This is a genomic window from Streptomyces goshikiensis (assembly GCF_014650555.1).
Lineage (GTDB): Bacteria > Actinomycetota > Actinomycetes > Streptomycetales > Streptomycetaceae > Streptomyces > Streptomyces goshikiensis.
In genome coordinates this window covers 112,927-134,951 of the sequence record NZ_BMVE01000006.1, presented here as the reverse complement: position 1 = coordinate 134,951, position 22,025 = coordinate 112,927, and the positions used below count along the sequence as shown (strand labels likewise).

The 22,025-nt window shown below is 74.2% G+C and carries 24 protein-coding genes; 4 read left to right on the top strand and 20 right to left on the bottom strand.

Annotated elements, in window-relative coordinates:
• Nucleotides 1–7 precede the first annotated feature (7 nt).
• The 8 genes from IE248_RS19350 to IE248_RS19315 form a co-directional block, all read right to left on the bottom strand.
• Entirely contained in the window at nucleotides 8–805 is a 798-nt protein-coding gene (locus IE248_RS19350; protein WP_190031259.1) for an ABC transporter permease, read from the bottom strand.
• Nucleotides 792–1,829, bottom strand: coding sequence for a 2-aminoethylphosphonate ABC transporter permease subunit (locus tag IE248_RS19345; RefSeq protein ID WP_229895404.1), 1,038 nt, complete (start codon nucleotides 1,827–1,829; stop codon nucleotides 792–794). The genes IE248_RS19350 and IE248_RS19345 overlap by 14 nt, the downstream gene beginning before the upstream one ends.
• Entirely contained in the window at nucleotides 1,822–2,871 is a 1,050-nt protein-coding gene (locus tag IE248_RS19340) for an ABC transporter ATP-binding protein (protein ID WP_073799350.1), read from the bottom strand. The genes IE248_RS19345 and IE248_RS19340 overlap by 8 nt, the downstream gene beginning before the upstream one ends.
• A complete protein-coding gene (locus IE248_RS19335; protein ID WP_190031258.1) occupies nucleotides 2,868–3,578 on the bottom strand; it encodes a phosphonatase-like hydrolase in 711 nt (236 codons plus the stop codon). Before IE248_RS19335 ends, IE248_RS19340 begins: the two co-directional genes overlap by 4 nt.
• 5 nt (nucleotides 3,579–3,583) lie before the next feature.
• On the bottom strand, nucleotides 3,584–4,705 hold the full coding sequence (locus IE248_RS19330) for a TIGR03364 family FAD-dependent oxidoreductase (protein ID WP_190031257.1): 1,122 nt from the start codon (nucleotides 4,703–4,705) through the stop codon (nucleotides 3,584–3,586).
• 148 nt (nucleotides 4,706–4,853) lie between these two features.
• Nucleotides 4,854–5,618, bottom strand: coding sequence for a GntR family transcriptional regulator (locus IE248_RS19325; protein WP_073778316.1), 765 nt, complete (start codon nucleotides 5,616–5,618; stop codon nucleotides 4,854–4,856).
• 33 nt (nucleotides 5,619–5,651) lie between these two features.
• On the bottom strand, nucleotides 5,652–6,389 hold the full coding sequence (locus tag IE248_RS19320; protein ID WP_053065764.1) for a hypothetical protein: 738 nt from the start codon (nucleotides 6,387–6,389) through the stop codon (nucleotides 5,652–5,654).
• Between the two features lie 465 nt (nucleotides 6,390–6,854).
• Complete coding sequence (locus IE248_RS19315; protein WP_229895403.1) at nucleotides 6,855–8,009, bottom strand: ROK family transcriptional regulator; 1,155 nt, start codon at nucleotides 8,007–8,009, stop codon at nucleotides 6,855–6,857.
• A 55-nt stretch (nucleotides 8,010–8,064) separates the two neighbouring features.
• On the opposite strand from IE248_RS19315, the gene IE248_RS19310 reads away from it, so the two are divergent.
• Complete coding sequence (locus IE248_RS19310) at nucleotides 8,065–9,180, top strand: Gfo/Idh/MocA family protein (RefSeq protein ID WP_190031255.1); 1,116 nt, start codon at nucleotides 8,065–8,067, stop codon at nucleotides 9,178–9,180.
• A gap of 123 nt (nucleotides 9,181–9,303) precedes the next feature.
• Here the strand turns inward: IE248_RS19310 and IE248_RS19305 are convergent, their stop codons facing one another.
• From IE248_RS19305 to IE248_RS19290, 4 genes are all read right to left on the bottom strand, one after another.
• The gene (locus tag IE248_RS19305; protein ID WP_190031254.1) at nucleotides 9,304–10,161 is read right to left on the bottom strand and encodes a fumarylacetoacetate hydrolase family protein; all 858 of its coding nucleotides are present in this window, start codon (nucleotides 10,159–10,161) and stop codon (nucleotides 9,304–9,306) included.
• Nucleotides 10,162–10,282: 121 nt separating this feature from the next.
• Nucleotides 10,283–10,969: a YidC/Oxa1 family membrane protein insertase gene (locus IE248_RS19300; RefSeq protein WP_073799346.1), complete on the bottom strand. Its 687-nt coding sequence runs from the start codon at nucleotides 10,967–10,969 to the stop codon at nucleotides 10,283–10,285.
• Nucleotides 10,970–11,085: 116 nt separating this feature from the next.
• Nucleotides 11,086–11,424 carry a DUF6412 domain-containing protein gene (locus tag IE248_RS19295; protein ID WP_073799499.1) on the bottom strand — a complete coding sequence of 113 codons (339 nt, stop codon included), beginning with the start codon at nucleotides 11,422–11,424 and terminating at the stop codon, nucleotides 11,086–11,088.
• 53 nt (nucleotides 11,425–11,477) lie between these two features.
• On the bottom strand, nucleotides 11,478–12,338 hold the full coding sequence (locus IE248_RS19290) for a class E sortase (protein WP_229895402.1): 861 nt from the start codon (nucleotides 12,336–12,338) through the stop codon (nucleotides 11,478–11,480).
• 56 nt (nucleotides 12,339–12,394) lie between these two features.
• On the opposite strand from IE248_RS19290, the gene IE248_RS19285 reads away from it, so the two are divergent.
• Nucleotides 12,395–13,396, top strand: coding sequence for an SEC-C domain-containing protein (locus IE248_RS19285; RefSeq protein ID WP_124288851.1), 1,002 nt, complete (start codon nucleotides 12,395–12,397; stop codon nucleotides 13,394–13,396).
• Here the strand turns inward: IE248_RS19285 and IE248_RS19280 are convergent.
• From IE248_RS19280 to IE248_RS19270, 3 genes are all read right to left on the bottom strand, one after another.
• On the bottom strand, nucleotides 13,393–13,818 hold the full coding sequence (locus IE248_RS19280; protein ID WP_190031253.1) for a very short patch repair endonuclease: 426 nt from the start codon (nucleotides 13,816–13,818) through the stop codon (nucleotides 13,393–13,395). The genes IE248_RS19285 and IE248_RS19280 overlap by 4 nt on opposite strands.
• Before the next feature lie 10 nt (nucleotides 13,819–13,828).
• On the bottom strand, nucleotides 13,829–14,842 hold the full coding sequence (locus IE248_RS19275; protein ID WP_190031252.1) for a hypothetical protein: 1,014 nt from the start codon (nucleotides 14,840–14,842) through the stop codon (nucleotides 13,829–13,831).
• A 333-nt stretch (nucleotides 14,843–15,175) separates the two neighbouring features.
• Nucleotides 15,176–15,712 carry a GNAT family N-acetyltransferase gene (locus tag IE248_RS19270; protein WP_229895401.1) on the bottom strand — a complete coding sequence of 179 codons (537 nt, stop codon included), beginning with the start codon at nucleotides 15,710–15,712 and terminating at the stop codon, nucleotides 15,176–15,178.
• A 172-nt stretch (nucleotides 15,713–15,884) separates the two neighbouring features.
• Here IE248_RS19270 and IE248_RS19265 point away from each other — a divergent pair, with 172 nt between their 5' ends.
• Both IE248_RS19265 and IE248_RS19260 read left to right on the top strand, forming a co-directional pair.
• Nucleotides 15,885–16,061, top strand: coding sequence for a hypothetical protein (locus tag IE248_RS19265; protein ID WP_158074344.1), 177 nt, complete (start codon nucleotides 15,885–15,887; stop codon nucleotides 16,059–16,061).
• A gap of 44 nt (nucleotides 16,062–16,105) precedes the next feature.
• Nucleotides 16,106–16,405, top strand: a complete 300-nt coding sequence (locus IE248_RS19260) for a hypothetical protein (RefSeq protein WP_073799341.1) — start codon at nucleotides 16,106–16,108, stop codon at nucleotides 16,403–16,405.
• Between the two features lie 58 nt (nucleotides 16,406–16,463).
• Here the strand turns inward: IE248_RS19260 and IE248_RS19255 are convergent, their stop codons facing one another.
• The 5 genes from IE248_RS19255 to IE248_RS19235 form a co-directional block, all read right to left on the bottom strand.
• Nucleotides 16,464–17,819: a DUF445 domain-containing protein gene (locus IE248_RS19255; protein WP_373301552.1), complete on the bottom strand. Its 1,356-nt coding sequence runs from the start codon at nucleotides 17,817–17,819 to the stop codon at nucleotides 16,464–16,466.
• Nucleotides 17,820–18,329: 510 nt separating this feature from the next.
• Entirely contained in the window at nucleotides 18,330–19,118 is a 789-nt protein-coding gene (locus tag IE248_RS19250) for a DUF1707 SHOCT-like domain-containing protein (RefSeq protein ID WP_190031251.1), read from the bottom strand.
• A gap of 81 nt (nucleotides 19,119–19,199) precedes the next feature.
• Nucleotides 19,200–20,174, bottom strand: a complete 975-nt coding sequence (locus IE248_RS19245; protein WP_190031250.1) for an ABC transporter ATP-binding protein — start codon at nucleotides 20,172–20,174, stop codon at nucleotides 19,200–19,202.
• Between the two features lie 15 nt (nucleotides 20,175–20,189).
• The gene (locus IE248_RS19240) at nucleotides 20,190–21,092 is read right to left on the bottom strand and encodes an ABC transporter permease (RefSeq protein WP_373301551.1); all 903 of its coding nucleotides are present in this window, start codon (nucleotides 21,090–21,092) and stop codon (nucleotides 20,190–20,192) included.
• Complete coding sequence (locus tag IE248_RS19235; protein WP_073799336.1) at nucleotides 21,085–21,900, bottom strand: ABC transporter permease; 816 nt, start codon at nucleotides 21,898–21,900, stop codon at nucleotides 21,085–21,087. Before IE248_RS19235 ends, IE248_RS19240 begins: the two co-directional genes overlap by 8 nt.
• Nucleotides 21,901–22,025 lie beyond the last annotated feature (125 nt).

The following is a 22,025-nucleotide window of genomic DNA, read 5'->3' as shown; positions in this document are numbered from 1 at the left end:
AAGGGAGTCAGCGGTACGTGGCTCTGGTGCGGATGCGGGAGACGGCCAGCAGGACCAGCAGGGTGGTGGCCATCAGGACCACGGCGACGGCGGAGCCGCTGAAGAGCGAACCGCGGTCGGTGGCGGTGAAGATCCGGACCGGGAGGGGCATCCAGTCCGGCGGGTAGAGCATCATCGTGGCGCTCAGCTCGCCCATGGACAGGGCGAAGCAGAGTCCGGCCGCCGCGGTGAGGGACGGCAGCAGGAGGGGGAGCTTGACCCGACACAGCACGTACGCGGGGCGGGCCCCCAGGGAGGCGGCCGCCTGTTCGTACGCGGGGTCGAGACGGAGGATCGCAGCCGAAACCGACTGGTAGGCGAACGCGGTGACAAGAACGGTGTGCGCCAGGATCACGATCGAGCTCGTGCCGTTGAGCAGCAGCGGGGGCTTGCTGAACGCGACCAGCACGGCGAGGCCGACGACCACGGACGGCACGGCGACCGGGAGCATGAACAGGGCGTCGAGGCAACGCTTCCCACGTCTCTTCAGCCCGGCGGCGGCCAGCGCCGCCCAGCTGCCGACGGTGAGCGCGAGCAGGCTGGCGACCAGGGCGGTGACCAGCGAGGTCGTCAGGGCCTGGAGGGACTCGCCGCGCACGGCGGAGGCGTAGTTCCCGGCGGTCGGGCCGGAGGGGAAGGCCCCTGACCAGTGGGTGGAGAAGGAGGCGGCCACCACGACGAGCAGCGGCAGCGCGAACAGGGGCAGGAAGAGGAGGCCGAAGAGGCTCCAGGCGGCCCAGCGGCCGGTCTTGCTATGCACCAGCACGCTTGCTCACCACCCGGTAGAGGCCGAACAGGCCGACGGATATCGCGATGTTGACGACCGCGACCACACAGGCGGCGGAGTAGTCGGATTCCAGGATCGCCTTGCCGTAGACGAGCATCGGAAGGGTGGTGACGTCCTTGGCCCCGGTGAACAGGACGATGCCGAACTCGTTGAGGCACATCACGAGGACGAGACTCCCGCCGGCGGCGAGGGCCGGGAGGGCCTCGGGGAGGATGACCCGCCGGACGATCCGGGCGGGCCTCGCGCCGAGGGAGGAGGCCACCTCCAGCTGGGCGGTGTCCAGCTGGGAGAAGGCGGCGAGCAGCGGGCGCATCACGAAGGGCGTGAAGTACGTGATCTCCGCGAGCAGGACGCCCCAGGGGGTGGCGAGGAAGTGGAACGGGCCGTCGGCGGCGCCGGTCAGGTCGCTCCAGACCCCGTTGGCCATGCCCACCGTCCCGTAGATGAAGAGGAGGGCGAGGGTGATGAGGAAGGAGGGGAAGGAGAGGAAGACATCGATGAACTTCGCGACGCCCTTGGCCCCGGGGAAGGGGACGAAGGCGATGACCAGGGCGAGCGCGAACCCGAGGACGAGGCAGCCGACGGTGGCGCCGACGGCCAGCCAGACCGTGGTCCCGAGGGCCTCGCGGAAACCGTGCGAGGCGAAGACGGAGGCGTAGGCGTCGAAGGCCCCGCCGCCGTTCTCGGGGGTGAGGGACTGCTGGACGACCAGCGCGAGGGGATAGAGGAACACCAGCGCGAGCACGACCACGGGCGGCACCCCCCACAACCACGCCGGCACGACACGCACCCCCGCGCGGGCGCGCCCGCCGCTGGCACGATCCGGGGTGGTGGCGGGGCCCGTAGCGGCGTCGGCGCCTCGGGCGGCGGGGCGATCCGTGGCGCCGGGGGCGGCGGCCGGGTGCCGGGGGCCGGGGGTGAACGGGGCGCCGGTGTGCGACGGGGCGGACGCGCCCGGGGCGGTGACCGCCCCGGGCACGTCCAGGCGCGGGGCCTCAGCCATCCGACACCCCTGCGGCCAGCAGCACGGCGTCGCGGGGTTCGAAGTGCAGGGTCACCTCGTCGCCCAGCGCCGGGGTCTCCCGCAGCTCGGGCAGGTCCGCCTTGACCCGGTGGCCGTCGACGTTCACGTACAGCCGGTGCGTGGAGCCGCGCCACTGGACCTCGGCGATCGTGCCGCGCAGGGCGTTGGGGCCCTCGCCGAGACCGATCAGGTGCGGCCGTACGCACAGCGTGGCGCGGGCGCCCGGCGCGGCGCCGCCCCGGTCGACCTCCAGGCCGCGGCCCTCGAACACCGCGCCGCCGTCGGCCACGGTCACCGGGAGCAGGTTGGCGTTGCCGACGAAGGAGGCGGTGAACTCGGTGCGCGGGGCCCGGTACAGCTCCTGCGGGGTCCCGCAGTCCCGTAGCCGGGCCCGGTCCATGACGGCGATCCGGTCGGCCAGGGTGAGCGCCTCCACCTGGTCGTGCGTGACGTACAGGATCGACACGTCGGGCAGTTCGCGGTGCAGCCGGGCCAGTTCGGCGAGCATCCCGGAGCGCAGCTGCGCGTCGAGCGCGGAGAGCGGCTCGTCGAGCAGGAGCACCCCGGGGCGGATGGCGAGCGCGCGGGCGATGGCCACGCGCTGCTGCTGACCGCCGGAGAGCTCGCGCGGGTAGCGCCCGGCGTAGGACGCCATCCCGGTCATCTCCAGGGCCTCGGCGACCCGGCCCGGGATCTCGGCCTTGGGTGCCTTCTGCGCCCGCAGGCCGAAGGCGACGTTCTCCTCGACCCGCATGTGCGGGAACAGCGCGTACTGCTGGACGACCATCCCGATGCCGCGCTTGTGCGGCGGGAGCGCGGTGACGTCCCGGCCGCCGATGAGCACCCGGCCGGCGACGGGCCGGACGAACCCGGCGACCGCGCGCAGCGCCGTGGTCTTGCCGGAGCCGGAGGGCCCCAGCAGCGCCATGACCTCGCCCGGCTCGACGGTCAGGTCGAGGGAGTCCAGGACGGTGTTGCCGGCGTAGGCGACCGATACGGAGTCGAAGCGGATCCCGCTCACGCGCCGGGCTCCCCTGCCAGCAGCGCGGGGAGGTCGGCGATGGAGGCGAGGACGTGGGTCGCGCCGTGCTCGTCGAGGGTCTCGCGGCCGTGGGCGCCGGTGAGGACGCCGGCCACGATCCCGGCTCCGGCGCGGCGGCCGCTGAGCATGTCGTACGCCGTGTCGCCCGCCACCACGACCTCGCGGACGTCGGCGGCGGCGCCGGTGCGCAGGAACGCGGCGAGCACCATGTCGGGGTACGGGCGGCCGCGGCCGCCCGTGTCGGCGGGGCACAGCGTCAGGTCGGCCAGCCCCTGCCAGCCGAGGGCGTCGAGGAGGGCGTCCTGGGTGACGCGGGCGAAGCCGGTGGTCAGGACGACGGTGCGGCCTTCGGCGCGGAGCTTCTCGATGGCCTCGCGGGCGCCGGGTATCGGGGCGATCAGGCCGCCGTCGACGAGCTCCCCGTAGGCCTGCTCGAAGGCGGAGTTGGCGCGCCGGGCGAGTTCCTCCGTACCGAAGAGGTGGCGGAAGACCGAGATCTTCGACTCGCCCATGGTGTCGCGGACGTACTGGAGCTTGGCGGCGTGGTCGGCGCTGCCGGGCTCGACGCCGAGGCGTTCGGCGGCGCGCTCGAAGGCGCGCTCGACGAGGCCGCCGTCGGCGACGGTGGTGCCGGCCATGTCGAGGACGATCAGCGTGTTGGCGGTGTTGGCGGTGGTGTCGGTCATCTCTTTTACCAGCCCAGTTCGTTCGCGGTGGTCTCGGCTATGGCGGGCGAGCAGGTCATCCCGCGCCCGCCGGGTCCGGTCACCAGCCAGACGCCGTCGGCCACCTGCTGGCGGTGGACGACGCGGGTGGTGTCGGTGCACTGCGCGTACACGCCCGCCCAGCGGTGCCGGATCTTCGGCAGGGGGCGGCCCAGGAAGGACTCGACCACCTCGGTGAGGTGCTCGTAGGGGTCTTCGAGGGTGTCGAACGCGAAGGGGTGCTCGTATTCGTGGGTGTCGCCGATGGTCAGTCCGCCGTCCAGGCGCTGGACCATCAGGAGCTGCATCTTGTGCGCGGCGGCGGTCGGCGCCTGTGCCTGCTCGGCGTTGAGCTCGTCGAGGGCTCCGCTCCGGTACGCCGGGTAGTAGCGGAAGCTGTCGGCGTCGGCGACCGAGGTGGTCAGCGGCTCGCCGAGCGGGGCGGTCTGCATCATCTGGAGCCGGACGCGGCGCACGGGCAGCTCGGGGACCAGCTCGCGGACCAGGCCGGACAGCCAGGCGCCGGTGGCGAGGACGACGGCGTCGCCGCGGTGGACGTCACCGTGGTCGTCGCGGACGGCGCCGGGGCCGACGACCTCGCGGACCTCGCGTCCGGGGAGGAAGGTGTACCGGCCGGTGGCGCGCAGTGCCTCGCGCAGGTGGAGCTGGGCGGTGCGCGGTTCGACGGCCGCGTCCCGCTCGCACCACAGGGCGGCTTCGAAGGTGCCGCGCAGGGCCGGGTTGATCTCCCGCGCCTCCGCGGCGGTGACCAGTTTGTAGCCGCGGGCGGCGGCGTCCGGGCGGGCGACGGCCGCCTCGGCGACCGCGTACTCGCGGGCGGTGCGCACCGGGGTGAGGGAGCCGATGGCGCGGAAGCCCAGGCCGGGCACCTCCGCTCCGATGCGCTCCCACAGCTCACGGGCCCGCAGGGCGGTGTCGAGCTCCTCGCCCCCGGCACGCCCGCTGACCCAGATCTGGCCGAAATTGCGCAGCGACGCGCCGCGGGCCTCCGCTTCTCGCTCGATCTGGACGACCTCGTGGCCGCGTTCGACTGCTTGCCAGGCGTGCATGGTGCCGACCACGCCGCCTCCGACGACTATGACTCTCACGGCGTCCACGGTGGGCGCGGCCCGTGTCCCGAGGGGATCGGGGTGGCAACGGGCCGGTGAACAGCCCCCAACGCTTGGACTAGACCCGTTATCTTTTCGTGATGACATTGCGCCCCTTTTCATTGGTTTTGGGGTGGCCTGCGCCCTGCTACTCGGGCCTCAGGTGGGTCGTGAAACTGAACCGGTCCCCACGATAAAGCGAACGCACCCGCTCCAGGGGACGGCGGTCCTGATCCCGCGAGAAACGGTGGATCAGGAGCATCGGCAGGGCCGGCGGGGTGCCGATCAGCAGGGCCTCGCGCGGGGTGGCCAGTACGGTCTCCAGCTTCTCGTCCGCGTCCCCGAAGGAAATGCCGAGGCTGTCGCGGAGGTAGCCGTAGAAGGAGGAATCCGGCTGGAAATCGCGGTCCAGGCGGGGCGCCCGGGCCACCCGGATGTACGTGCTCTCCAGGCCGACCCGCTCGTCGTCGGCCAGCAGGACGCGCTCCAGGTGCCAGACGGGCTCGCCCGCCTCCGCCCCGATGCCCCGGGCCAGCTCCGGCGGGCACGGGAACCGCTCCAGGCCGATCAGGTTCCGGCCGGGGCGGCGGCCCTGGCGGCGCACGCCCTCGGTGTAGCTCGCCAGCGCCAGCGGCTGCTCCAGCTTCGGCCCCGCGACGACGGTGCCCCGCCCGGCGCGGCGCAGCCGTCCCTCCAGGAGCAGCTCGCGCAGGGCCTGCCGTACGGTCTCGCGGGACACCTCGTACCGCTCGGCGAGGTCGCGCTCGGTGGGGAGCAGGCCGCCCTCGCCGAGTTCGTCGAGGAGCTCCGCGATGCGGGCCTTGACGGCGTAGTACTTCGGGACGCGGCCGTGTTCGGGGATGCCGGAACGGACGGGCGAGCCGGGGCGGTGAGGCTGGATCTGTTCTTCCACGCTCGGACCTTACGCGGGCCGGGTGAACGGGGATCAGCGCAGGCGGCGCGCCCCGAGCAGCAGCCCGCCGCCGGCGGCGAGGGCGGCGAGGGCGGCGCTCCCGTACGCCCACTCGCGGTGCCCGGTGTGGGCCAGGGCCCCCGCCTCGCCCGCCTCCTCGTCCGGGCCCTCGACCGAGAACCGGTAGCCGCCGGCCTCGCCGACCCAGTCGCCGTCGTCGCCCTTGCGCTGGACGAGCGCGGCGTCGGCGACGACCTCGCCGTGCGGGGCGTCGGGGGAGAACGCGAGGCGCACCTTGACGGTCAGCGAGCCGCCGGCGCCGACGGAGAAGCCGGGGAAGGCGTCGCCGCCGTCGAACACGGCGACGATCTCGTCGCGGTCGGTCCGCTCCAGACTGACGGGGAAGCTGCCGCCGGGGGCCTCGAACTCCATCCGGAGGTGGGCGGGGCGCAGGGCGTGGGCCTTGTCGGTGAACACGACGACCGGGTGGATGGCGGTGCAGGCGGAGCCGGTGGTGTTGGTCAGGTCCAGGAACCAGGTCTGCGCCCCGCCGCCGGTCCGGTAGACGGCCGGGCCGCCGCGGATCCGCGCCCCGATGGGGAACGCGGTGTTCTTCCCGTCCCCGCAGCTGGCCTGCGCCCGCGAGGGCAACGCGGGCGCGGGCCGGGCGCCGCCGCCGGTACCGATGTCCGCGGCGGCGCCGGGCGCGGTGGCGGCGAGGAGGACGCCGGAGAGGACGGCCGAGAGGGCAAGGGCTTTGCGCAGTCGCATGGAAGACCTTCGCTTGCTCGCCGGACGATGGACGTTTCGAAACAACCGGGACCGGGGGCCCGCCGACCACACAACGGGCCAAATACCCATGGGACACCACACAACCGATATGACGAAATGAAGATCACCCCGGCCTTGCCCGCACCCTCCCACGCCCCCTCCCCACCCCCACCCCACCACGCCCACCCCACCCTCCCTTTACGCCTGATCGGCGCACCCCACCCCCCGCCGAGCCGGCGCTTGAGGCGCGAGGGCCCGGGGCCGAACCCAGGCACGGACGCCCGCCAAATCCAGCCCCGCCGGCGTTTGAGGCGCGGGGGCTCGGGGCCGAACCCAGGCACGGACGCCCACCAAATCCAGCCTCGCCGGCGTTTGAGGCGCGGGGGTCCGGGGGCTGGCCCCCGGCAACGGCGCCGCACCCGGCCAACCAGCCGGGCGGAAGACGCGAGGCGGCCCCGCCCAGGGTCAGGCCGGGCGGCCGAAGAACGGGCCCAGGACCAGCTCCGCCGCCCCTTCGGCCACCCCCCGCCCGGCCAGGGCAACGGTCGCGACGGCCCCCCGCCCCGCCAGCGCCCCCGCGACGCCCTCCACGAACACCCCCGCCGCCGCCTCCACGACGCGCCCGCCCAGCACCACCCGGTCCACGTCCAGCAGCGCGACCAGGTTCGCCGCCGCTTCCCCCAGCACCCGCGCCGCCTCCGCCAGGTCCCCCCGCGCCACCGCGTCCAGGCACAGCACCTCCACGCACCCCCGCCCCCCGCACCGGCACACCGGCCCGTCCAGCATCAGCACCTGGTGCCCGAACTCCCCGGCCGCCGACCGCACCCCCCGGTACACCTCACCGTTCAGCCGCAGTCCCGCCCCGAGCCCGGTGCCGACGTGGAGGTACACCGAGGCCCCGAAATCCCCGCCCCCGTCGGCCGCGCCCACACCCGCGTTCGTGTCCTTGTCCAAGACCACCGCCACCCCCAACCGCCCCGCCAGCTCCTCCCGCAACGGGAACCCCTCCCACTCCGGGAACCCCGTCACCCGCCCCAGCACCCCGGTCCGCCAGTCGAGCGGGCCCGGCGCTGCGATGCCCACCCCCAGCACCGGCGACGGCCCCGCACCGGACTCCGGGTGCGCGAAGGCCCGTACGACCGCGTCCGCCACCGCGTCGAGGACCACCCCCGGCCCGGCGCCGAAGTCCAGCGGCTCCCGCCAGTCGGCGGTGACGCGGCCGGCCAGGTCCACCCGGACCACCCGCAGCTCGTCGCGGTCGATGTGCGCCCCCACCGCGCACCGCGCCTCCGGCACCAGCCGCAGCAGCGTCCGCGGCTTGCCCCCGGTCGACGCGCCCCGGCCGGCCTCCGCCACCAGCCCCTCGCCGCGCAGCCGCGCCGTGATCTTGCTGACGGCCTGCGGCGTCAGCCCCGTACGCTCCGCCAGCTCCGACCGCCCCAGCCCCGACGGCCCGGCCCCGCGCAGCAGGTGGAGCACCAGCGCGTCGTTGTGCCCGCGCAGCGCGGGCAGGTTGACCCCGCCGCGCACCCCGCCACGCACCCCACCGCGCACCCCACCGCGCACCCCGCCGTTCGCCGTCGCCGTATTCGCCGTGATCGCCTTGCTGACCGTGTCCACCCGCCCATTTTCCACCCTCCTTGCACTTAAGCAACGCTGTTGCCAAAGTAGAGCCATGAACGCCATCGCCCCCGGTACCCCCCTCCGCGTCGGCCTCGTCGGCTACGGACTCGCTGGTTCCGTCTTCCACGCCCCCCTGGTCACCGCCACCCCCGGGCTCGTCCTCGACACGGTCGTCACCTCCGACCCCGGCCGCCAGGCCCAGGCGCGCGAGGCCCACCCCGGCGTCCGGATCGCGGCCGACGCCACCGAGCTGTGGGAGGGGCCGGGCCCGCGCGTGGACCTCGTCGTCATCGCGTCCCCCAACAAGACCCACGTCCCCCTGGCCACCGCCGCCCTCACCGCCGGTGTCCCCGTCGTCGTGGACAAGCCGCTCGCCGCCACCGCGGCCGAGGCCGACGCGCTCGCCGACCTCTCCGAGCGGACCGGGACCTTCCTCTCCGTCTTCCAGAACCGCCGCTGGGACAACGACTTCCTCACCCTGCGCCGGCTCATCGCGGACGGCGAGCTCGGCGAGATCCAGCGCTTCGAGTCCCGCTTCGAGCGGTGGCGGCCGCAGCTGAAGGGCGGCTGGCGCGAGTCCGGCGCCCCGGAGGAGATCGGCGGTCTGCTGTACGACCTCGGCAGCCACGTCGTGGACCAGGCACTGGTGCTGTTCGGGCCGGCGGTACGGGTCTACGCGGAGGCCGACGTCCGCCGTCCGGGCGCCGAGACCGACGACGACACCTTCATCGCCCTCACCCACGCGAGCGGGGTACGCTCGCACCTCTACGTCAGCGCGACCACCGCCCAGCTCGGCCCCCGCTTCCGCGCACTCGGCTCCCGCGCGGGCTACGTGAAGTACGGCCTCGACCCGCAGGAGGCCGCCCTGCGCGACGGGCTGCGGCCGGGCCCCGGCGCGGGTTCGGACCAGCCGTGGGGCGAGGAGCCGGAGCACCTGTGGGGGCGGATCGGCTCCGGGGAGTCCCCGCTGACCGGAGGCGGGACACCGGTGCCGACCCTCGCGGGCGACTACCCGGCGTACTACGCGGCGGTGGCGGCGGCCCTGCGCGAGGGCGGGCCGGCCCCGGTGGGCGCGCGCGAGGCGGCGCGCTGCCTGGCGGTGCTGGAGGCGGCGCGGATCTCCTCGCGCGACGGGGTGAGCGTGGACCTGCGCGCCGACGGGGCGTAGCACGACGGGTGAGGGGCCGGCGCCGCTCCCCCGGCGGCCCCGCCCCCTCACCCCTCGCGTCGCGGCGCCTGAACCGCGCCGACGCGAACGCCGGCGCGACCCCCCGGGGCGCCGGACGGCCCGTCAGGCGCTCTTGAACTCCTGGCGCTGGCGGCCGAGGCCCTCGATCTCCACCTCGACGACGGCGCCGGCCCGCAGGAACGGCTTCGGCTCCGGCTGGCCCGCGGCCACACCGGCCGGGGTGCCGGTGACGATGACATCGCCGGGGTGGAGGGTCATGAAGTGGCTCAGGTACCGCACGACCTCGCCGACCGGGAAGATCTGGTCCGAGGTGTGGCCGTCCTGCCTGAGCTCGCCGTTGACCCAGAGCCGCACGTCCAGCGCCTGCGGGTCCGGTACCTCGTCGGCCGTGACCAGCCACGGCCCGAGCGGGGTGAAGGTCTCGCAGTTCTTGCCCTTGTCCCAGGTGCCGCCGCGCTCGTTCTGGAAGGCGCGCTCCGTGACGTCGTTGGCCAGTACGTAGCCGGCGACGTGCGCGAGACCTTGCGCGGCGGAGTCCAGGTAGCGGGCGGTGGCACCGATGACGACGCCGAGCTCGGCCTCCCAGTCGGTCTTCACGCTGCCGCGCGGGATCAGCACGGTGTCATCCGGGCCGACCACGGTGTCCGGGGCCTTCAGGAACAGGATCGGCTCGGCCGGCGCCTGCGCGCCGACCTCCGCCGCGTGCCCGTGGTAGTTCAGCCCGATGCCCACGATCTTGCCGATCCGGCCGACCGGGGCGCCGATGCGCAGTCCCTCCGCGTCGAGGACCGGAAGCTCTCCGGACTCGGTCGCCTCCCGTACCCGGGACAGCGCGGAGCCGTCGGCGAGCAGGGTCCCGTCCACATCCGTGACCAGCGCGGAGAGGTCTCGGAGGGTGCCGTCCTGGTCGAGCAGCGCGGGGCGCTCGGCGCCGATCGGTCCGACACGCAGCAGCTTCATGGGCGTTCTCCCGTGGTCGTGGGTGGTCGGCCCATGGGCGTGCCCAGGGCCGGCCGATGGGTTGCGGCCATCGGAGATTGGTTGATCCTCCAAGAACTCGGATCAATCCGCAAGACCCTGTTCACAGACTGGAACGCACGCCCTCGCCCGCGCGGTCCTTGCGATGCTGGAGCCAGGCCCGCTCCGCCACCGACCAGGCGGTGGTGGTCAGCAGGTAGAGCCCGGCGGCCAGCGGCACCACGGCGGCGGTGACCAGTGTCCCGAACGACAGCAGCGGCAGCACGCCGCCCAGCTTGCGCATCGCCTCCACCTGCTCGGGGCTCACCGCGGGCGCCGCCCCGCCCTTGCCGGCCGGGGCCAGGGCAGCGGGCAGCACCGGGGCCGGGGCGTTCGCCGCGGCGCGCCGCCCCCGTACCGCGCTCCACGCGGCCACGACCCCGATCGCCGCGAACAGCCCCAGGAACACCAGCCCCTGCGCTCCGAACAGGCCGCCGTCCCCCAGGGCCTCGGTCCACCGGGCCCCGAGCGGCGCGGCGAAGAGCCGGTGCCCGAGCAGCTCGTTCGCCGCGCCGCCGACCTCCGCGGAGGAGAACGCCTGGTACATGACGAAGAACACCGGCAGCTGGAGCAGGACCGGCAGGCACCCGGCGACCGGGGTCGCGCCCCGGAACGCCGCACGGCTCAGCGGGTGCAGGGCGAGCCGTACGAGCACGGTGAACAGCACGATCGCGGCAGCGGTCGCGGACTCGGCCAGCACCGGCTCCAGGAGCCGGCCCAGCTGGGCAACAAGATGAGTGAAAACGGACACGCGGGCCCTCCGAGGGGTCTCGTCGAACGTCGAAAGAAATGCGTTTCGGCGCGACGACCCGCGAGGGGCGACGACAGTGATCAGAGAAGCGGTGCGTGCGGAAGTACTGCGCGCCCCTACGCGGCCGTCAGGACGAGACGACCGGGTGCCCTCGGCCGGGACCGGCCCGAGGCGTCGGGATCGCGCTGCGGCAGGAAGGCCGTGCGCTGCTCGCGATCACGGATCGCGGTGCGTATTCGGTGCGGCGGCACGGGCCGTATGAGACGGGCCGCCAGAGCGGCCGTGCCCACGGCGACGGTGGCGGCCAGAACGGCCACGGCGGCGGCCAGTCCGCTCTCCCCCAGGACCAGCCCGAGGAACCCGCCGAGCAGGAGCAGCGAAACGAGGAGGGAGCCAAGAGGGCCCAGGGATACCGGGGAACTCACGGAAAACCGCGAAACGCGCAGCCCGCCCATCTGACCCTCCCCCTTCCACACGAACTCGTGCTCGATCCTGCTCTGCCCCGATCCTAACCGCCCCCACTGACAGAGCGGGTGGGCAGTCGGCTCTTGAGGGTGCCCCACACCACGAGCCGGTACCGGGAGCTGTACTCGGGCGTGCAGGTGGTGAGCGTGATGTACGCGCCGGGCTCGCCGTATCCGGCGTCCGGCTTCACGAGACTGCGCGGCACCGGCGCGATCACCCCGGTGTCCCGCTCGGTGGTCTGCGCCAGCGTCTTGTCCACGGCGTACACGAAGCGCTGCCCCCTGACGTCGACGATCAGCTCGTCCCCCGCCCGCAGCCGGTTCACGTACCGGAACGGCTCCCCGTGGGTGTTGCGGTGCCCGGCCAGCGCGAAGTTCCCCGGCGCCCCGGGCGCCGCCGTCCCCGGGTAGTGCCCGGCGTACCCCTTGTCGAGGACGCCCCGCTTGTCGGTCCCCTGCGCGACGGGCACGACCAGCCCGAGACGCGGGACGCGCAGCACGGCGTACGCATCACTGCCGACGGCCCGCGCCGGAGCCTCCCGGGGCACGCCCCCGGCCGTCCGCCCCCCGCCCGAAGGCACCCCCGGGGAACGCCCTCCCCCCGGCTCCTCCGCCACCTCACCACCCTCAAGATCACCACCCCCGGAAACCGGATCCTCAGCCTCAGACTCAGCCTCGCCATCGGCCTCGGCCTCAGCCCACTGACTCTCCAGCTCCTGAACCTCCTCCCGGGCGGCGGCCGCGGCCTGCCGGTTCGTCCACCACACCTGGTGCACCACCAGCAACAACACCACCACGCCCACCGTGACCGTCAGCTCGGCGGCGGCCCACAGCACCCGCGCGAGCCCGGCCCCGCGCCCCCGCCGGCCACCCCCCTGCACCACCACCCGCACCTGATCGCGCACGGGCGGCACCCTAAGTCCTCCCCCGTCAACTGACCAGCAGCAGTACGGTGTGAACCATGCGCCCCGACACGCCTGCCGAGCACATCGCCGAAGCCGAACGCCTCATCCGCACGGCGACCCGATACCCCGAGGACCAGGAGCCATTGCTCCTCCAGGCCGCGGCCCACCTCGAACTGGGCGACGCACGCGAACGGGCGAGTACGCTCTACGACCAACTCCTCGCCGGGGAACCGGCGGATCCGCACCTCATCAAGGCCCTGCAGGCCGCGAACCTGTGGGAGTACGGCCACGAGGCCGAGGCCCGCGCCCTCATCCAGGGCATCCGCGCGGCGGCCCCCGCCGACCCGGCCCCCTGGGAGGTCATCGCGGAGGCCCTCGAAGCACACGACGAGTTGACCCTCTCCGAGGAGTGCTTCACCGAGGCCGTCGTCCTCCTCATCCCGGACAGCACGCCGCTGACCCAGGCCACCACCGCGCTCCTGACGGGCCGCCACCGCGTCCGCCGCCTCCTCGGGCTGCCGCACGACGACTGGGACATGGTCGCCGACACCCGCCACATCGGCCCGATCCCGCTGGACGAGCTCCACGACCCCAAGCGCATCTGGGCCCTCGGCTCCGACGATCCGGCCGAACTCCGCGCCGAGATCGCCCGCCTCCGCGCCGAACTCGGCGACCGCCGCGCCGCCCTCTCCCGCCCCTTCCCGGTGGCCGTCCTCCACTGGCCCCAGCGCGAACTGGCGGAACTCGTCACCTCGTACCCGACCCTGGCCGCCGAGTACACCTCGCACGAGTCCCACCTCCGGGACATCGAGACGTCCCTCCGCGCCCTCGCCGCCTCCGGCACCACCAACCTCGGCATCGTCACGGCGAGCGTCCCCAGCTACGAGGCCTTCGCAGCCTCGGAGAAGACCTCCCCGGCCTCCCCGTCCCTCCTGGCCGAATACGCCACCACCCTCGCCGCCCGCGGCAAAGCCACCCCCTGGCCCCCCACCCCCAACTCCCCCTGCTGGTGCACCTCAGGCAAGCCCTACTCGGAGTGCCACGGCACCGCCCACTAGGAAGCCGGAGTTCGACGCGCCAGCACGATCCGGCTTACGCGCTCCGCGGCCTCGTCCACGGCCTCGTGTTCCCAGACGCGGACGGCCAGCCAGCCCGATTCCGCGAGGCGCGCGTCGGTGTCACGGTCGCGGGCCTGGTTTCCCTCGATCTTCCCGCGCCAGAACTCCGCGTTGCGGCGGGGCCATGTCGCGTGCTCGGGGCATCCGTGCCAGAAGCAACCGTCCACGAAGACGGCGACGCGCGCTGGACCGAAGACGATGTCGGCCTCGCGCCGTATGCCCTTCAGGGGGCGGCGGTGCACCCGATAGCGCAAGCCCGCCGCGTGCAGCGCACGTCGCAAGGCAACTTCGATCTTGGTGTCCTTGCTCTTCTGCCGACTCATGCGAGCGCGGACGGCGGGAGTGCTTTCGAAGGCTTCCACCCAGTCATTGTCAGGGAGCCGGAAGCTTCAGTTGGACGTGGCCGCGGGCGTGGGCTGTGGGTGGGGTGGGGCGGGAGGTGGCCAGGGTGAGGAGGGTGCGGAGGGCCGCGAGGACTTCCGTCGGGGTGTCGCGGATCATCGACGGGGTCGCGCTGATCACCAGGATGCCGTGGGACTCCAGGCGCAGGCGGCGGCGGAGGGTGGCGTGCCAGGCATCGCGGGTGTAGTGGTACTCGGCCGAGTCGATCTCCAGGGCCACGCCCTCGTCGGGCCAGTAGGCGTCCGGGGTCGCCAGGAAGGCGCCGGCCGGGGTGTAGAGGCGGGCGTTCCACAGCGGGGTCGGGAGGTCCGTCGCCTCCAGGGTGTCGCGGGCCCGGGCCTCGGCGACCGAGCGGACCCCGGCCAGGAGTTCCGCCGCGGCGGCGCGGATCGCGGGGCGGGCCAGGAGGCGGGAGCCGCGGAGTTCGGCGTGCAGGTCCTGCGGGTGGCACCAGCCGGACTGGACGACGCCGGCCAGGACCGAGCGGACCAGCCCCGGGTCCTCGGCGCGCGCGGCGAAGTCGGCGGCCGCGCGGACCGGGCGGGTGCTGGGGATGCCCGAGACGGTGATGGTGCGCGGCCAGCGGGTGGTGGGCAGCGGGCGGACCTCCGGGGTGCCCGCCGGCCGGCGCGGGGCGCGGACCAGGACGTCCGCCGGGGTGTACGGGGCGTCGCGGATGCCGAGGAGGGCCAGGGCGGCGCCGCCGGTGAGGGCGGCGGTGTCCCCGGACAGCGGGTCGGAGGCGGGCTCGGCGGCGTAGAGGACGGCCGCGAGGGCGCGTTGGCGGTGGTCCGGGGGGCCGGTCTGGAGCAGGTACACCCGGGGCAGTAAGCGCTGCCAGGGGCCGCCGGTGCGGGAGGTACGGGAGGTGATGGTGCCCGGGGCGATTCCGGCGGCGGTGAGCTGGTGGCGGGTGGCGAGGTTGAGCTGCCTGCGGGCCACCTGCGCGGCCCGGCCGCCGACCCCTGCCGAGTTCGTGATCATGCCGCCGGTATGCCCGGGGCGAGCCCGCCGGCAACCTCCCGGGCCCGACCGCGCCGGGGGGCTGGGGGGCCGGGGGCCGGAGGGGCCGGAGGCCGAGGGGGGCCGGAGGCCGAGGGGCCGGGGCCGAGGGGCCGGGGCCGAGGGGCCGGGGGGCGGAGGGCCGGAGGCCGGGGCCGAGGGGCCGGAGAGCCGGAGGGCCGGGGAGCCGGAGGCCGGGGAGCCGGAGGGCCGGGGAGCCGGAGGCCGGGGAGCCGGCGGCCGGGGAGCCGGCGGCCGGGGAGCCGGCGGCCGGGGGGCCCGGGGGGGGCCGGGGGGCCCGGGGGCCGCCCGGCCCTAGTGGCCCGGGTGTTCCGGGGCCAGGAAGACGACGACGCCCGTCTCGGTGCCGGGCCGGGCCGCGACCTCGTGCCAGCCCAGCCGCCGGTACGTCGCGACCGTGTCCGTGGCCAGCCGGGACGTCAGCAGCCAGGCCCGCCCGTCCGGGGCGTCGGCGGTGATCTCGGTCAGCAGCGCCCGTCCGGTGCCGCGGCCGCGCGCGTAGGGGCGTACCGCGAGCTCGTCTATCTCCAGCGCGCCGCTCAGGAGCTCCCGTACGCGCGGCGCGCCGAGCTGCGCCGCGACCTGGGCGTACGCGCGGTTCCTCGGGAAGGCGGCCGGGGTGATCCAGCCGGTGGCGAAGCCGTCGATGCCCGCCGCGGACTGGGCGAGGGCGGTACGGAATCCAGCGCGACGGGAGTCGGCCTGCAGTCGGGTGGCGAACTGGCGAATGGTTTCTTCACCTTCGTTCCACGGGGGGCCCGAGAAAACCTCGGCGTAGGCGTCGACCAGTTCGTCCGCGAGGTCGAGGACGGCCTGTCCGTAGCAGATCACGATGTGACGGCTCCTGATGTAGGGGTGTGTCGGTGATTTTCCCGTTTGGGTGGGAGAGCGAATTTAGGGGCTCCCGGTTCCCGGAGCACGCATCGCACGGATGCGGCGAGTGTGCGACAAATCCCCTCGGCGCCTTCCGTGTCGGGGCGCCCGGCGGGCGCGTTGAGCAGCCGTGGACAGACTGCTGCGGGCGGCCGGCTGGTGCGGCCTCGCGTTCCTCCTCGTGCTCGGCCTCCTGGCGGCGCTGCCGCGCGCCGTACGGGACGAGCTGCCGGACGCCGTGATCGGCGGGGTGGTGATCGTCCTGGGGGCGCTGGGCGCCCGTCGGGTGGCGCGGCGGCCGCGTTAGCCTCGTAGGACGTGAACGACAGGACGAGTTGAGGAGTGGGCGGCATGGAGCGGATACCGACCTCGGTGGTGGCGGCGGCCGGCCTGGTGGGCGGGTACGCCGTCGCCCGGTGGACCAAGGTGCGGCCGCTGGGCGGTGTCGTCCTCGGCGCCGCCGGCATCGCGGCCGGGCGGGAATGGCACCGGCGGGCCGGCGCGCCCGCGGCGGCCGGGCTCGGCGCGCTGTACGTCGCCGGGTTCGCGGGCTCGCACCCGCTGGCGAAGAAGATCGGGGCCTGGCCGGCGGTGTTCGGCGCGGCCGGGGTCGTCGCGGCGGCGGCGTGGGCCGTCGCGGACCGCGGCTGACCGCTCCCCTGGCCGGGGGGCCGGGGGTCCGGGGGGGCTGGCGTGGTCCCGGCGCGGTCTAGGCGCCGAACGCCCTCGACACCGAGTAGATCAGCAGGCCCGCCAGGGCACCGACCACGGTGCCGTTGATCCGGATGAACTGCAGGTCCCGTCCGATGTGGGCCTCGATCTTCCGCGAGGTGTGCTCGGCGTCCCAGCCCGCCACCGTGTCCGTGATCAGCGAGGTGACCTCGGTCCGGTAGGTGGTGACGACGTACACCACCGCCCCCTCGATCCAGCCCTCCAGCTTGTCCTGGAGCCGGCCGTCCGTGGCCAGCCGGGCGCCGAGGGAGATCAGCGAGGACCGGACGCGCAGCCGCAGCTCGCTCTGCTCGTCCTCGGCCGCCGAGAGGATCATGGACCGGATCGCGGTCCAGGCGGAGGCGATCACGTCCTGCACCTCGCCCCGCGCGAGGATCTCCGACTTGAGCCGCTCGACCTTCGCGCGGGTCTCCGTGTCGGACTGGAGGTCGGCGGCGAAGTCGGTGAGGAACCGGTCCACCGCGCCGCGCGCCGGATGCTGCGGCATGTCGCGCATCTCCGTGACGAAACGGAGCAGCTCCTTGTACACGCGGTCGCCGATCTTGCGGTCGACGAAGCGCGGGGTCCAGCCGGGGGCGCCGCCCTGCACGGCGTCCATGACCGACTCCCCGTGCGTGACCAGCCAGTCGTGGGCCTTGGCGCAGAGCAGGTCGACGGCGCGGTGGTGCCCGCCGTCCGCCACGACCCGCTCCAGGGTCTTGCCCATGCCCGGGGCGATCTCGGCGGATTCGGCGCGTCTCGTGATCGCCTCGCCCACGACGGCCTGTACGTCGGAATCGCGCAGTACGGTCAGGGCTCCGCGCAGCGCGGCGGCGAGTTCCGCCGTGACGCGGTCGGCGTGCGCGGGCTCCGCCAGCCAGGCGCCGAGGCGGCCGCCGATGCCGAGGGCGTGGAGGCGGGCCTTGACTACGTCGGCGGAGAGGAAGTTCTCGCCGACGAACTCTCCGAGGGAGACGCCGAGCTGGTCCTTCTTGGTCGGGATGATCGCGGTGTGCGGGATGGGCAGGCCGAGGGGGCGCCGGAAGAGGGCGGTGACGGCGAACCAGTCCGCGAGCGCGCCGACCATGCCGGCCTCGGCGGCGGCCGCGACGTAGCCGGCCCAGGGGCCGGCGCCGGTGTCCTGGGCCCACTTGGCGAGTGCGTAGACCAGCGCGACCAGGACGAGCAGCCCGGTCGCGGTGGCCTTCATCCGCCGGACGCCGCGGCGGCGCTCCTCGTCGGCCGCGTTGAACACGAACCCGCCGATGCCGGTGCCGGTGCCGGTGCCCGGGCCGTTTCCGGTGGGTAGCGGTGGCGGGGCTGTGCCGCCTCCTGCTGCGCTGCGGTGATCCACGTGCTCCTGCCTTCCCCCGGGGGCGCCGGTTTTGTCTGCATAGCATCCGACTCCCGGGAGCCCCGAGGAGTTCCCGGCACGCCGATACGCCTCGCCGGCGAGCACCCGGCGTACACCGCCGTGCCCTCCCGTACGTCGACGGCGCCGGCCAAGCCGGACCCGCCGGGCGCGAGCCCGCCGGGCACACCCAGGCCCCCGGGCCGGGACGGCGGAAGGCGCGCCGGGCCCCGGCGGCCGAGCGGCACCGAGGGCGGGGCCGCGCCACAGAGGCGACGGGCAGCGGGCGGAGCCGCGCCGCCGAGCCGCCTGGCCCGCAGGGGTGCCCAGCGCCGGGCGGAGTCGCGTCGCCAGGCCCGTAGGGGTGCCCAGCGGGGCGCGCCGGCGCGCTGTGAGCGCTGCTCCGCGAGGGGCCGGGCGCGCTGCCGGGGGTGCACGGGCTCCGGGCCGAGGCGTGGGCACGGGCTCCGGCGCGGGTTGGGGCGTTGGGGTCGCGGGGCCGGGAAGGGGGCGTCAGAGTTCCTTGCGGCGGCGGGGTTTGTTCTCGCGGTCGGACTTGAGGGGTTTGACGCGGATCTCCACGCCGCCCCACATCGCGAAGCCCGTCACCACCACGCGCGGGGCGCCCGGCTGGAGGGGGCCCGGGTTGCCGCGCTGGTCGAACGCGCCCATCACGCCGATGCCGCGGACGTCGACCTCCACACCCGGCGGCACCGTGATCTGAATGCCGCCCATCACCGCGATGCACGTGATCACCACCTCGCGCTGCGAGAAGCTCGCCTCCCGCAGGTCGAGGTCACCGCCGCCCCAGAAGGCCACCGCGTTGAAGCGCGCGGGCACCGTCCACTGGCCCTTGCGCTGGAACCCCGACATGACGGCCACCGCCGTGGACGAGGTACCCGCACCGCCGATCCGCTCGGGCCACGCGGCCTGCTCCTGCCCCGGCCCGGTCACCGCCGCGGCGGCGCCCGCCGGGGCCCCGCCGACGGCCGGCAGGTCGCGGGTCAGCGGTTCGAGCTCGGCGTACGTACGCGAGGCGTACGCCGCCTCCAGCCGTTCCTGGAACTCCTCCATGTCGAGCCGGCCCTCGGCGACGGCGTCGCGCAGCCGCTCCACCACCCGCTCCCGGTCGGCGTCCGAGGCGCGCAGCGCGGGCGCCGCGACCGGCTGCCCCGGCAGCACGGGCGCCGCGGGCGCCGCGGAGGCGCCGGGACCGGACACCGACGGCGCCTTCTCCAGCGACGTCGTCTCCCGCGACAACTGCTCTTCCGGCAACGGCTTCTGCGGCCGCTCGTCACTCATGTGGACCACCCTAAGCAGTCATACCGCGCAGGAGTACGCCCTACCCCGAGCCGGACCCCGGGCCTTTCCCTGATTTCTCCCTCATCCCCGCCCCGCGTACATCCGCGCGATCACGTCCTCGATGTCCGGCTCCCGCACCGACAGGTCCACCAGCGGATAGTCCGCCGCCACCGCCGCCACCAGCGGCGCAGCCGATGCCCCCGCCGGGAACGCCAGCCACTGCCGGGGCCCCTCCACCTTCACCACCCGCGCGCCCGGCACGCTGATCGCCGGAAGCTCCCGCTCCAGGTCCACCACCAGCGTCCGCTCGCTCTCCGCCACCCCGCCCGCCGTGTGCAGCCCGCGCAGCGGCCCGTCGTACATGAGCCGCCCGTGGTCGATCACCATCACCCGCTCGCACAGCTGCTCGATGTCCTGGAGGTCGTGCGTGGTCAGCAGCACCGTGGTCCCGAGCTCCCCGTTCAGCTGCCGCAGGAATCCCCGTACCTTCGCCTTGCTCACCACATCGAGCCCGATCGTCGGCTCGTCCAGGTACAGCACGTCCGGATCGTGCAGCAGCGCCGCCGCGATGTCACCGCGCATCCGCTGCCCGAGCGACAGCTGCCGCACCGGTACGTCGAGCAGCTCGGCCAGGTCCAGCTGCTCCACGCAGCGCTCCATGTTCCGGGCGAACCGCTCCGCCGGAATCCGGTACATCCGCCGCATCAGCCCGTACGAGTCCTTCAGCGGCAGGTCCCACCACAGCGTCGTACGCTGCCCGAACACCACGCCGATCCGGTGCGCCAGCCGCATCCGCTCCCGCGCCGGGTCGATGCCCGCGACGCGCAGCCGGCCGCCGCTCGGGGTCAGGATCCCGGTGAGCATCTTGATCGTGGTCGACTTCCCGGCGCCGTTCGGCCCGATGTAGCCGACCATCTCGCCCCGCGCGACCTCGAAGCTGATCCCGTCCACCGCTCTGACCTGGCGTTTCTCCCGCCGCATCAGGCTCACCCGGCGCCGTACGTCAAAGACCTTCTCGACCCCGTCCAACGAGATCAGCACTTCTCCGCCACCCATGCCCATGTCCTCCGCTCAGCTCCCCGTGCTCCGGTACGAACGAACCCCCGCGCGCCACGCCAGCGACGCGGGCAGGAACGCCACGAACGCCACGAGCGGGCTCAAGTACCCCACCCACCCCGGCAGTCCCAGCGGATCGGGCCGCCCCAGCACGTGCAGCGCGGGCAGCCAGTTGACGAAGGCCAGCGGCACGATGAAGGTCACCCCGCGCAGCAGGTCCTTCCCGAACACCGTCGGCGGGTACTGGAGCATCGTGTTCCCCCCGTACGTGAAGGAGTTCTGCACCTCCGCCGCGTCCCCGGCGACGAACTGGAACGCCGCCCCCGCCAGCATCACCGCCGCGAAGATCGCCGCCCCGGCCAGGATCATCACGGGCACCAGCAGCACCTTCCCGGGCGTCCAGGCCACGTCCAGCGCCCACACCGCCCAGCCCAGCACCCCGAGCCCCTGCACGATCCGCCCCAGCCGCCGCAACGCGAAGCGGTCGGCCGCGACCTGCGCCAGCAGCGGGACCGGGCGCACCAGCATCGTGTCGAGCGAGCCGTCGCGGACGCGGACGCCGATCCGGTCGGTGTTGCCGAGCAGCAGGTCCGCCAGGCCCAGCGAAGCCGAGCAGGACCCGTACAGCAGGGCGATCTCGGGCAGCGAGAAGCCGCCCAGCGCCTCCACGTGCGAGAACATGATGTAGATCGCGACGAAGTCCAGCAGCTGGACCGTCGCGTTCCCGAACGTCGCGAGGAAGAAGGACGTCCGGTAGGTCATCGTCGACCGGATCCACATCGCCACGATCAGCCCGTAGCCCCGCACCCCCTCCAGGGCCCGGCTGCGCTCCGGCACCTCCGGCGCGCCCGGCACGCCCGGCACTTCCGGCGCGCCCGGGGCCACCCCCGCGCCGGCCTCCGCCACCGCCTCAGCCACCCTGCACCACCACCTTCCGCGTCGCCGCCGACTGCACCAGCCGGCCCAGCCCCAGCAGTACGAGCGCCCAACAGGCCTGGAAACCCAGCGCCCCGGCCGCTCCCCCGGCACCGGCGTTCTTGCCGAGCAGCACGTCCAGCGGGACCTGGAGCATCGCCGCCCACGGCAGGGTCCGGACGAACTCGCCGAATCCGCCCGGGAACACGGTCAGCGGCAGCAGCATCCCGGAGAAGAAGATCGTGACGACGACGGCCATCATGTTGACCCCCGTCCCGTCCATCAGCCAGAACGCCGACAGCCCCACCAGGTAGCGCACCGCGAAGCCCACCACCAGCGCGAGCACGACGGACACCAGGAACAGCAGCCAGCGCACCGGGTCCACCGGCAGCGCCAGCGGGAACGCCAGCGCGCCCGCCAGCAGCGGCACCACCCCGCGGCCCAGCAGCTGGAAGCCGGCCCGGCCCAGATCGGCGGCGAGCCACCACGCCTGGAGGTCCGCCGGCCGGTACAGGTCGACGGCGATGTCCCCGGTCCGGATCCGCTCCTGCATCTCCTCCTGGAACCCGCCTCCGATGAGCGACCCGGCGGCCAGCAGCGACTGGCTGACCCATACGAACGTCAGGGCCTGCGCCTGGTCGTAGCCCCCGAGCCCCGGCCGCTCGTCCCACAGCGCGATGTACGTGTACGCGAGGATGAAACCGAAGACGGTGTTGGTGAACACACCGGCCGCGGTCGCCGTCCCGTAGGTGGCGTACCGGCGGAAACCGCCCGCCGCCACCGCCGCGTAGAGAGCGGCTCTCTGACGCACCGTATCCCTCCGTTTCCCACGTCGTTCCTACGTCGGCCAAAGCGCGCGAGCTTAGTGCGGAGGGGCGAGCCACGCGAACGATTTACGCCCGTCCGGGGCGGAATCATCTGGCATCGGGTAGACAC